The sequence below is a fragment of the Streptomyces cahuitamycinicus genome, from assembly GCF_002891435.1.
In the GTDB taxonomy this organism is placed as follows: domain Bacteria; phylum Actinomycetota; class Actinomycetes; order Streptomycetales; family Streptomycetaceae; genus Streptomyces; species Streptomyces cahuitamycinicus.
Genome location: NZ_POUC01000050.1, coordinates 19,385 through 30,012, shown reverse-complemented (window position 1 = coordinate 30,012; position 10,628 = coordinate 19,385). Strand labels below are relative to the sequence as shown.

Sequence of the window (10,628 nt, the reverse complement as noted above, 5' to 3'; positions counted from 1 at the left end):
GTGCGGATCGGGGCCGGGAAGGCCGTCGTGGAGGGGCGGATCACCGTCCCCCGGGACGCCGCGGTCGCCGTACGCGCCGAGGAGGCCGGGGCCGAGCTCGACGACGGGACCCTGCTGGTCAGCCGTACCGTCTCCGCCGAGGGGCGCTCACGGGCGCACCTGGGCGGGCGCAGCGTGCCCGTGGGCGTGCTGGCCGAGCTCGCCGACGAGCTGGTGGCCGTGCACGGGCAGACCGACCAGCAGGGGCTGCTCAAGCTGTCCCGGCAGCGGCAGGCGCTCGACCGGTACGCGGGCGACGCGGTCGCCGGGCCGCTGGCCAAGTACGGCGAGGCGTACAAGCGGCTGCGGGCCGTCGCCGTCGAACTCGGCGAGATCACCACCCGGGCCCGGGAGCGGGCCCAGGAGGCCGACCTGCTGCGCTTCGGACTCGACGAGATCGCCGCCGTCGAGCCCCGCGCCGGTGAGGACGTGGAGCTGGCCGAGGAGGCCGAGCGGCTCGGGCACGCCGAGGCGCTGGCGTCCGCCGCCGCGGTCGCGCACGCCGGTCTCGCGGGCAACCCCGAGGACCCGGAGGGCGTCGACGCCGGGACGCTCGTCGCGGGCGCGCAGCGGGCCCTGGACGCCGTACGGGCGCACGACCCGGCGCTGGCCGCGCTCGCCGACCGCATCGGAGAGATCGGGATCCTGCTGCGCGACGCGGCCGGCGACCTGGCGGGGTACGCCGACGATCTCGACGCCGATCCGCTGCGGCTGGCGGCCGTCGAGGAGCGGCGGGCCGCGCTCACCGGGCTGACGCGCAAGTACGGCGCGGACATCGCCACCGTGCTGGCCTGGGCCGAACAGAGCGCCGCCCGGCTGACCGAACTGGACGGCGACGACGAGCGGATCGGGGAGCTGACCGCCGAGCGGGACGCGCTGCGGTCCGAACTGGGCGGGCTGGCGCAGGCGCTGACGGACGCCCGGACGGAGGCCGCCGAGCGGTTCGCCGCCGCGGTGACCGCCGAGCTGGCCTCGCTCGCCATGCCGCACGCGCGCGTGTCCTTCGACATCCGGCAGACCGAGGATCCGGAGGGCGTCGAGGTCGGCGGGCGCCCGGTCGCCTACGGTCCCGCGGGCGCCGACGAGGTCGAGCTGCTGCTAGCCCCGCACCCGGGGGCGCCGCCCCGGCCGATCGCCAAGGGCGCGTCCGGCGGTGAACTGTCGCGTGTGATGCTGGCCGTGGAGGTCGTGTTCGCGGGGACGGATCCCGTGCCGACGTACCTCTTCGACGAGGTCGACGCCGGGGTCGGCGGCAAGGCGGCGGTCGAGATCGGCCGGCGGCTCGCACGGCTGGCGAAGACCGCGCAGGTCGTGGTCGTGACGCATCTGCCCCAGGTGGCCGCCTTCGCCGACCGCCAGCTGCTGGTCGAGAAGACCAACGACGGGTCGGTGACCCGGTCCGGCGTCAAGGTCCTCGAAGGTGAGGACCGGGTCCGGGAGCTGTCCCGTATGCTCGCCGGGCAGGAGGACTCCGAGACGGCCCGGGCACACGCGGAGGAGCTGCTGGCGGCGGCCCGGGCGGACGGCTAGCCCGCAGCGGCGCACCGGCAGTGGTGCGGCAAGGCCGGACGGGTCGCCCGATTTCACTCGTGTGGGTGACCCGGCCCGGGGCATTCCCCCGGTGCCGCGCCCCGCTGCCACGGCGCAGGGGTTCCGGCGTTCCCGGAACCCCCTTGTGTCCTGGCATCCTTGGCGGAGTATGCGTCGTGACCGCCCGACCCGAACCAGGAGCCCGGCCACGTGACCCCCGTGAGCAGCCACTCACCGCACGGCCAGTCGCCGCTGCGCACCGTGCAGGTGCTGGGCGGAGGCAACGCCGCCAGCAGTGCGCATGTGCGCTCGCTGGCCGCGGGGCTCGTCGCGCGGGGCGTGAAGGTCACGGTGTGCGCCCCCTATGAGGCCGATCGCGCCTATGACTTCAGTGGTATCGGGGCCGACCACGTGCACGTGCCGCGCAGCAGCGACCCGGTGTCGGTGGCCGCGCTGCGGGCGGCCTGCGCCAACGCCGATCTGGTCCACGCGCACGGGCTGCACGCCTCCTTCCGTACCGCGCTCGCCCTCAGCGGGCGGCGCGTGCGTACTCCGCTTGTGGTGACGTGGCACGACCGGGCGCACGCCGACGGGGCGCGGGCCCACATGCTGCGCGTGCTGGAGCGAAGGGTCGTGAAGGCGGCCACGGTGGTGCTGGGGACGACCTCGGCGCTGGTGGACCGGGCCCGGCTCACCGGCGCGCGCGACGCCCGGCTCGCGGCCGTCGCGCTGCCCGGCCCCCGCAGGCCCCGCGAACCCGACGACCCCGACCGGCGTCGGCCCAAGGTGCGCGCCGAACTCGGCGCCATCGGAAGGCCGTTGCTGATGGCCGTCGGCTCCCTGGAACGCCACCGTGGATACGACGTGCTGCTGGACGCCGCGCGCGCCTGGCGCCGCCTCGATCCCGTGCCGCTGGTCGTGATCGCCGGGGAGGGCCCGCTGCGCGGTGAACTGCAGGGGCGGATCGAGGAGGAGGGGCTGCCGGTCCGGCTCGTCGGGCGGCGCGACGACATCACCGATCTGCTCGCCGCGGCCGACCTCGCCCTGCTGCCGAGCCGCTGGGAGGCGCGCTCCGTCCTCGCCCAGGAGGCCCTGCACGCCCGTGTGCCGCTCGTCGCGACGGATGCCGGAGGCATCCCCGAACTCGTCGGCGACGCGGCCGAACTCGTCCCGTACGGGGACGCCAGGGCCCTCGCCGACTCCGTCGTCCGGCTGCTCGGCGACCGGGAGCGCCGGGAACTGCTGGCGGACAGGGGAGCCCGGCAGGCCGCCACCTGGCCGACCGAGGACGAGACGGTCGCCCAGGTGCTCAGCGTGTACGACGAGCTGACCCAGCCCCAGCCCCTGCCCTGAGGGCTGAGGGCTGAGGGCTGAGGGTCGAGGGCCGCCGGCCTCTAGGGCACGTGCCGGCGGGCCCGCAGGGCCAGGCTCAGGGCCAGGACCGTCTGCGGGTCGTCGAGGTCCGTGCCCAGCAACTCCCCGATGCGGGCCAGGCGGTTGTACAGGGTCTGCCGGTTCAGATGCAGTTCGCGGGCCGTTTCCGCCTTGCGTCCCGCGTGGGCGAGGTAGGTCGTGAGCGTGGGCAGCAGCGGCGGCCGGGAGCGGCGGTCGTGCTCCAGCAGCGGGCCGAGGGCGCGGTCGACGAAGGCCGCCAGGTCCTCGTGGTCGCGCAGCCGCCACAGCAGCAGGTCGATGTCGAGGCGGCGGGCGTCGTACCAGGGCCGGTCCGGCAGGCCCTGGGCCGCCGTGGCCGTCTCGGCCGCGTGCCGCAGGCCCGAGGCGGCCGCCGGCCACCCGCCGGCCGTCCCCACGACCATCACGGGCGGCTGTCCGCCCGGTCGCGGCAGCCCGGCCCGGCCCACACCGGCCCGCAGCGCTGCCGCGACCCGGTCCGCGACCGCCGCCCGCTCCGACTCCGCACGCAGCCCGAGCAGCACCAGCACCCGGCCCTCCACCGGCCGCACCCCGAGCAGTACCGGCACGCCCACCGACGCCAGCTCCTCCGAGACCGCCCGGGCCAGCACGGCCCAGCCGCCGCCGCTCTCGGCTCCACCGGGGCGGCCGCCGCCCCCGTCCGGGGCCAGGGCGTCCCCCAGCCGCATGACCACCGGCAGCAGCGGGCCGCTGCCCGGCCGGAAACCCAGCACGCGGGCCTGCGCCGGGGCGTCCTGGGCCGTGACCCGGCCTTCGGCGAGGTCGGTGAGAAAGTCGCCGCGACCCCGCGCCGCCAGTTCCTCCTCCTGCCGGGCCTGCATCAGTACGACGGCCATGATGCCCGCGGCCCGCTCGGCGGCCATCCGGTGCACCGGAGCCAGGGGAGACCGCACGGGCAGCAGAATGAGCCGGGCCCGGACGCCCCCGCTGCCGGGCCCGCCGCCCGGCACGTCCACGAGCACCGAACCCGCCAGCTGCGGCTCGTCCTTGTGCCGGCCGCGCAGCCCCTCCCACACCTGGAGCGGGTCCGCGCCCTCGGGCCCGGACCCGGCCGCGTACAGCAACTGCCCGTCCGCCGTCTCCAGGAACACGGGATTCCCGGCGAAGTCGGCCAGGATCCCCAGCACTTGGGGCACACCGCCGCCGCCCAGCACGGCCTGCGTGCACCGCCGGTGCACCTCCTCGGCCCGCTGCAGCAGCGCGTAGTGGCCGTTGACGATCTCGGTGTGCACCTCCTCCGTGACCGTGACGAAGGGCACCTCGCGGTGCAGCTGGACCAGCGGCAGCCCGGCGGAGCGTGCCGTGTCGACGAGGGCCGCGGGCAGCCGGGTGAAGCGCGGACCGAGCTCCACGACCAGGGCCGCGATGCCGCGATCGGCCAGGGTGCGCACGAACGCCCGCTGCTCGGCGGGGCGGGTACCGAGACCGTAGCCCGTGGTCAGCAGGAGTTCGCCGCCCTTGAGCAGGGAGGCGATGTGCGGCACCTCGCCGGCGTGCACCCAGCGCACGGTCCGCCCGAGCCGCTCGGCGCCCGCCAGCACCTCCGGCAGCCCGCTGCGCAGCCCCGGCAGCTCCAGCGCCCGCTGAACGGTGATCCCGGCGCCCTGGGTGTCGTAACCGCTGTCCGTCCCGCTGTCCATGTGCCGGACGCTACCCGCGCGGATGCCTCCCGGACATCTCCGGCGGGACATCCAAACGATCACCCCCTGGGAGCCCGCACTGGACCATGCACTGAATTACGCACTGCATCACGCACGGGACATCGCGCTGGATCTCCCCGGATTGACGCGTGATCGACCGGGTACGGGCGCGGTCATGGACATGAGCGTGGTGGCGGTAGGGCGGGAGGACGACAGTCCGGTCGAGGAGCCGTTGCGTGTCGCGGTGCTCGCCGACCGGCTCGGGTACCGGGAGGTCTGGGCGGGGGAGGGACCCACGTGGGACTCGTTCGTCCTGGCGGCGGCGATCGGCGCCGCCACCGAGCAGGTCGCGCTGACCGCCGGGCCCGTACCGGTGTCCGTGCGCGATCCACTCACCATCGTCCGGGGCGCCGCCTCCACCGCGGCCGTCACGGGCAGGCCCGTCGGCGTGGCCCTGGGCACCTCCAGCAAGCGGGTCGTCGAGGGCGTGCACGGCCGGCCGCGGACCCGGCCCGCGGCGGCCCTCGCGGAATCGGCGGCGGCCGTACGGGCGCTGATGGACGGCGTGCCGGGCGAGCCGATCGTGCCCGGCAGCGGCTTCCCGCGCCGGCTGCCACCGCCCGGAGGCACGGTCACCGTCGCCGCGTTCGGGGAGCGGGCGGTCGCCGCCGCCGTCGCGCACTCCGACCGGATGCTGCTCGACCTCGTCTCGCCCGGGCAGGTCCGCATGCTGCGCGGCCGGATGCTCGCAGCCGCCGAGAAGGCGGGCCGTACGCCGCCGCGGCTGGCCGCCTGGCTCCCCGCCGCCGTCGATCCGGAGCCGGAGACGCTCACGCAGGTCCTGCGCAGCGTCGTCGGCTACCTCGCGGTGCCGGGCTACAGCGACATGTTCGTCGACGCGGGCTTCGCGGAGGTCGTCGAGCTGGCCGCCAAGGGCGCCGACGCGGACACCTTGCTGCGGGCGCTGCCGCCGGAGGCCGCCGGCACGGTCGCCCTCGTCGGCGACACCGACACCGTCCGCGCCCGTGTCGCCGCCTACGCCGAGGCCGGACTGGACGAGATCGCCCTCGTCCCGGCCACGGCCGGTGATCCCGCGGGAGAGCGCACGCTCACGGCCCTCAGGCCGGAGTGAGACCCCGGCGGGCCGCCCCGCTCAGCCGCCGTACGCGCCCGAAGCCGTCAGGCGCAGTGCCGTGTCGATGAGCGGCACGTGGCTGAAGGCCTGCGGGAAGTTGCCGACCTGGCGCTGCAGGCGCGGGTCCCACTCCTCGGCCAGCAGACCGAGGTCGTTGCGCAGGGACAGCAGCTTCTCGAACAGCTTGCGGGCCTCGTCCACGCGGCCGATCATCGCCAGGTCGTCGGCCATCCAGAACGAGCAGGCCAGGAACGCGCCCTCGTCACCGGGCAGACCGTCGACGTTCTCGTCACCGCTGGTGGTCGGGTAGCGCAGGATGAAACCGTCCGACGTGGACAGCTCACGCTGGATCGCCTCGATCGTGCCGATGACCCGCTTGTCGTCCGGCGGCAGAAAGCCCATCTGCGGGATCAGCAGCAGCGAGGCGTCCAGCTCCTTCGAGCCGTACGACTGTGTGAAGGTGTTGCGCTCCTTGTCGAAGCCCTTGTCGCACACGTCCCGGTGGATGTCGTCGCGCAGCTCCCGCCAGCGCTCCAGCGGGCCGTCCGCGTCGCCGGACTCGATCAGCTTGATCGTGCGGTCCACCGCGACCCAGGCCATCACCTTGGAGTGCACGAAGTGGCGGCGCGGCCCGCGCACCTCCCAGATGCCCTCGTCCGGCTCCTGCCAGTGGTCCTCCAGGTAGCGGATGAGCTTCAGCTGGAGCAGCGAGGCGTAGTCGTTGCGGGCGAGGCCCGTCATGTGGGCCAGGTGCAGGGCCTCGGTGACCTCGCCGTACACGTCCAGCTGGAGCTGGTGCGCCGCGCCGTTGCCGACCCGGACCGGGGTGGAGCTCTCGAAGCCCGGCAGCCAGTCCAGCTCCGCCTCGCCGAGCTCGCGCTCCCCGGCGATGCCGTACATGATCTGCAGGTTCTCCGGGTCGCCGGCCACCGCGCGCAGCAGCCACTCGCGCCAGGCCCGGGCCTCCTCGCGGTAGCCGGTGCGCAGCAGGGAGGACAGGGTGATCGCCGCGTCGCGCAGCCAGGTGTAGCGGTAGTCCCAGTTGCGGACGCCGCCGATGTCCTCCGGCAGGGAGGTGGTCGGCGCGGCGACGATGCCGCCGGTCGGGGCGTACGTCAGGGCCTTCAGCGTGATCAGCGAGCGCACCACGGCCTCGCGGTAGGGGCCGTGGTAGGTACAGTGGTCGACCCACTCGCGCCAGAAGTCCTCCGTCGCCTCCAGCGACTGCTCCGGCTCGGGCAGCGGCGGCGGCTCCTTGTGCGAGGGCTGCCAGGAGATCGTGAACGCGATCCGGTCACCCGGCGCGACCGTGAAGTCCGCGTACGTGGTGAGCGACTTGCCGTAGGTCTCCGCGGATGTGTCGAACCACACGGAGTCGGGGCCCGCGACGGCCACCGTGCGCCCCTCGTGCTTGTGCACCCACGGCACCACCCGTCCGTAGGAGAACCGCATCCGCAGAGCCGAGCGCATCGGTACCCGACCCGAGACGCCCTCCACGATGCGGATCAGCTGCGGGGCGCCGTCACGCGGCGGCATGAAGTCCGTCACCCGGACCGTGCCCCGCTGGGTGTCCCACTCGGACTCCAGGATCAGCGAGTCGCCCCGGTAGCTGCGCCGCGCGGCGGTGGGAGGCTGCTGGTCGGAGGCGTACGCGGGGCCAAGCCGCCAGAAGCCGTGTTCCTCGGTGCCCAGCAGGCCGGCGAAGATGGCGTGCGAGTCGAAGCGGGGCAGGCACAGCCAGTCGACCGTGCCGTCCCTGCAGACCAGGGCGGCGGTCTGCATGTCTCCGATGAGTGCGTAATCTTCGATGCGCCCGGCCACGTGCAACTCCAGTCGAACGGCCACGTCACCCCACGAGGGGGCTGTCGCTAGTGCGGTCAAGGGGGGTTTCGGCAAGTCTTGCAATGCGTCGTTGAGCACTGAAGCAAAACAGGTCACTCAGCCGTGATGCAAAGCGCCAATTGTTGCTCAACGAACTGACGAGCCCACGTTGTTCCGGTGCTTACGGGCGGGGGGTGGTGCCGTTGGGCCGGACGGGCTCGGCAGCGAGTGTCCGAGCAGGATACGACGCACGAGGATGATCCGGGTGCCCGTCCTGGCAAGGGGAGTACGCCGAACGAGTGAGCAACGGGTGAGGAAGCGGTGAGTGTGGTCGTCTCCGTGTCGGAATGTGTGCGGAGCGTGGCCGGAAGCCATCGCCCCGCGGCGCTGATACGCTGGTAGCCCGTGGACCGGTGGGCCCCTTCCCGACAGGGAACCCCCGAACCGCAGCGACGGCACCCCGGAGATTTCCGGCGGGCAGCCGCACCGCACCCCCAGACCGCGACCACGGGAGCCCCGTCTTGGCCATGCCGCCCGCCGCTTTTCGTAATTCGACGACCAAGCACATCTTCGTCACCGGGGGTGTCGCCTCCTCGCTGGGCAAGGGCCTGACAGCCTCCAGTCTCGGCATGCTGCTCAAGACCCGGGGCTTGCGCGTCGTGATGCAGAAGCTCGACCCGTACCTGAACGTGGACCCGGGCACGATGAACCCCTTCCAGCACGGTGAGGTGTTCGTCACCAACGACGGCGCCGAGACCGACCTGGACATCGGCCACTACGAGCGCTTCCTCGACCGCGACCTCGACGGCTCCGCCAACGTCACCACCGGCCAGGTGTACAACACCGTGATCGCCAAGGAGCGGCGCGGCGAGTACCTGGGCGACACCGTGCAGGTCATCCCGCACATCACCAACGAGATCAAGCACCGCATCCGCCGCATGGCGACGGACGAGGTCGACGTCGTGATCACCGAGGTCGGCGGCACGGTCGGCGACATCGAGTCGCTGCCGTTCCTGGAGACCGTCCGCCAGGTCCGTCACGAGGTCGGCCGCGACAACGTGTTCGTGGTGCATATCTCGCTCCTGCCGTACATCGGCCCCTCGGGTGAGCTGAAGACGAAGCCCACCCAGCACTCGGTTGCGGCCCTGCGCAACATCGGTATCCAGCCGGACGCGATCGTGCTGCGCTGCGACCGCGAGGTCCCGACCGCGATCAAGCGGAAGATCTCGCTGATGTGCGACGTCGACGAGGCCGCCGTGGTGGCCTGCCCCGACGCCCGCTCGATCTACGACATCCCGAAGACGGTGCACGGCGAGGGTCTGGACGCCTACGTCGTCCGCAAGCTCGACCTGCCGTTCCGCGACGTCGACTGGACGACCTGGGACGACCTGCTCGACCGCGTCCACAACCCCGACCACGAGATCACCCTCGCCCTGGTCGGCAAGTACATCGACCTGCCCGACGCCTACCTGTCGGTCACCGAGGCGCTGCGCGCCGGCGGCTTCGCCAACCGGGCCCGCGTGAAGATCAAGTGGGTCACCTCCGACGACTGCAAGACCGCGGCGGGCGCCGCGGCGCAGCTCGGCGACGTCGACGGCATCTGCATCCCCGGCGGCTTCGGCGACCGCGGTGTGCTCGGCAAGGTCGGTGCGATCAAGTACGCCCGCGAGAACAAGATCCCGCTGCTCGGCCTCTGCCTCGGCCTGCAGTGCATCGTGATCGAGGCCGCGCGCAGCCTGGCCGACATCACCGACGCCAACTCCACCGAGTTCGACCCGGCCACCTCCCACCCGGTCATCTCCACCATGGCCGAGCAGCTCGACATCGTCGCCGGTGAGGGTGACATGGGCGGCACCATGCGGCTCGGCATGTACCCGGCCAAGCTGGCCGAGGGCTCGATCGTGCGCGAGGTGTACGACGGCAAGGAGTACGTCGAGGAGCGTCACCGGCACCGCTACGAGGTGAACAACGCCTACCGGGCCGAGCTGGAGAAGCAGACGGGCATCCTGTTCTCCGGCACCTCGCCGGACGGCAAGCTCGTCGAGTACGTCGAGTACCCGCGCGACGTCCACCCGTACCTGGTCGCCACGCAGGCCCACCCGGAGCTGCGCTCGCGCCCGACGCGCCCGCACCCGCTGTTCGCCGGGCTCGTCAAGGCCTCGGTCGAGCGGAAGACTTCGAAGTAACACACCAGTTGTACGGTGGCCGGGGTGCATCCCTTCAAAGGGTGTGCACCCCGGTTTTTCGTTTCGGCAGGTCGGGTGGCACGTGGAAGGACAGGCATGACGATCAAGGACGCCCCGGAGGAGTGGGAGATCCGGGCGACGCAGACTCCCTTCGTGGGCAACAAGACCTCCGTCCGTACCGATGACGTGGTCATGCCCGACGGCACCGTGGTCGGCCGTGACTACCAGGTCCACCCGGGATCCGTGGCCGTCCTCGCCCTGGACGCGGACGACCGCGTGCTGGTGCTGCGCCAGTACCGCCACCCCGTGCGCCACAAGCTGTGGGAGATCCCGGCCGGACTGCTCGACGTCCCCGGCGAGAACCCGTTGCACGCCGCGCAGCGCGAGCTCTACGAGGAGGCGCACGTCAAGGCCGAGGACTGGCGGGTGCTGACCGACGTCTACACCACGCCCGGCGGCTGTGACGAGGCCGTCCGGATCTTCCTGGCGCGCGACCTGTCCGAGGCCGAGGGTGAGCGCTTCGCCGTCGAGGAGGAAGAGGCCGACATGGTCCTCGACCGGGTGCCGGTGGAGGACCTCGTGCGGGGCGTGCTGGCCGGCGAGCTGCACAACAACTGCCTCGTCGTGGGCGTCCTCTCGCTGGTCGCCGCCCGGGGCGGCGACGGCCTGGACGCCCTTCGCCCGGCCCAGGCCCCCTGGCCGGCCCGCCCGTTCGAGGCGTAGGCGCTCCGCTGGGCGCCGCGTAGGCCGTCGGCCGTGTGCGGCGGCGTCGTGGCTTGTCGCGCAGTTCCCCGCGCAATTTGGGGCGCCCCCTGACGCTGCCAGTCCTACGATCCGCTGATC

Annotated in this window: 7 protein-coding genes; 5 read left to right on the top strand and 2 right to left on the bottom strand. The window is 73.1% G+C overall.

The genetic code is table 11. The features are described from left to right. Nucleotides 1-1,569 (top strand): DNA repair protein RecN (recN, locus tag C1J00_RS09855; protein ID WP_102908658.1); only part of this gene is annotated, 1,569 nt, incomplete at its 5' end. A 210-nt stretch (nucleotides 1,570-1,779) separates the two neighbouring features. Then, complete coding sequence (locus tag C1J00_RS09850; protein ID WP_102908657.1) at nucleotides 1,780-2,922, top strand: glycosyltransferase family 4 protein; 1,143 nt, start codon at nucleotides 1,780-1,782, stop codon at nucleotides 2,920-2,922. Nucleotides 2,923-2,963: 41 nt separating this feature from the next. Here the strand turns inward: C1J00_RS09850 and C1J00_RS09845 are convergent, their stop codons facing one another. Further along, the gene (locus C1J00_RS09845; RefSeq protein ID WP_102908656.1) at nucleotides 2,964-4,643 is read right to left on the bottom strand and encodes a PucR family transcriptional regulator; all 1,680 of its coding nucleotides are present in this window, start codon (nucleotides 4,641-4,643) and stop codon (nucleotides 2,964-2,966) included. A 175-nt stretch (nucleotides 4,644-4,818) separates the two neighbouring features. Here C1J00_RS09845 and C1J00_RS09840 point away from each other — a divergent pair, with 175 nt between their 5' ends. Further along, nucleotides 4,819-5,775 (top strand): LLM class F420-dependent oxidoreductase, encoded by a 957-nt coding sequence (locus C1J00_RS09840; RefSeq protein WP_102908655.1) that lies wholly within the window; start codon nucleotides 4,819-4,821, stop codon nucleotides 5,773-5,775. 21 nt (nucleotides 5,776-5,796) lie between these two features. Here the strand turns inward: C1J00_RS09840 and C1J00_RS09835 are convergent, their stop codons facing one another. Continuing rightward, the gene (locus C1J00_RS09835; RefSeq protein WP_102908654.1) at nucleotides 5,797-7,599 is read right to left on the bottom strand and encodes a glycoside hydrolase family 15 protein; all 1,803 of its coding nucleotides are present in this window, start codon (nucleotides 7,597-7,599) and stop codon (nucleotides 5,797-5,799) included. 527 nt (nucleotides 7,600-8,126) lie between these two features. Between C1J00_RS09835 and pyrG the strand changes: the two genes are divergently transcribed. Next, a complete protein-coding gene (gene pyrG / locus C1J00_RS09830) occupies nucleotides 8,127-9,785 on the top strand; it encodes a CTP synthase (RefSeq protein ID WP_102908653.1) in 1,659 nt (552 codons plus the stop codon). Nucleotides 9,786-9,881: 96 nt separating this feature from the next. Further along, nucleotides 9,882-10,508 (top strand): NUDIX domain-containing protein, encoded by a 627-nt coding sequence (locus C1J00_RS09825; RefSeq protein ID WP_102908652.1) that lies wholly within the window; start codon nucleotides 9,882-9,884, stop codon nucleotides 10,506-10,508. Nucleotides 10,509-10,628: the final 120 nt, after the last annotated feature.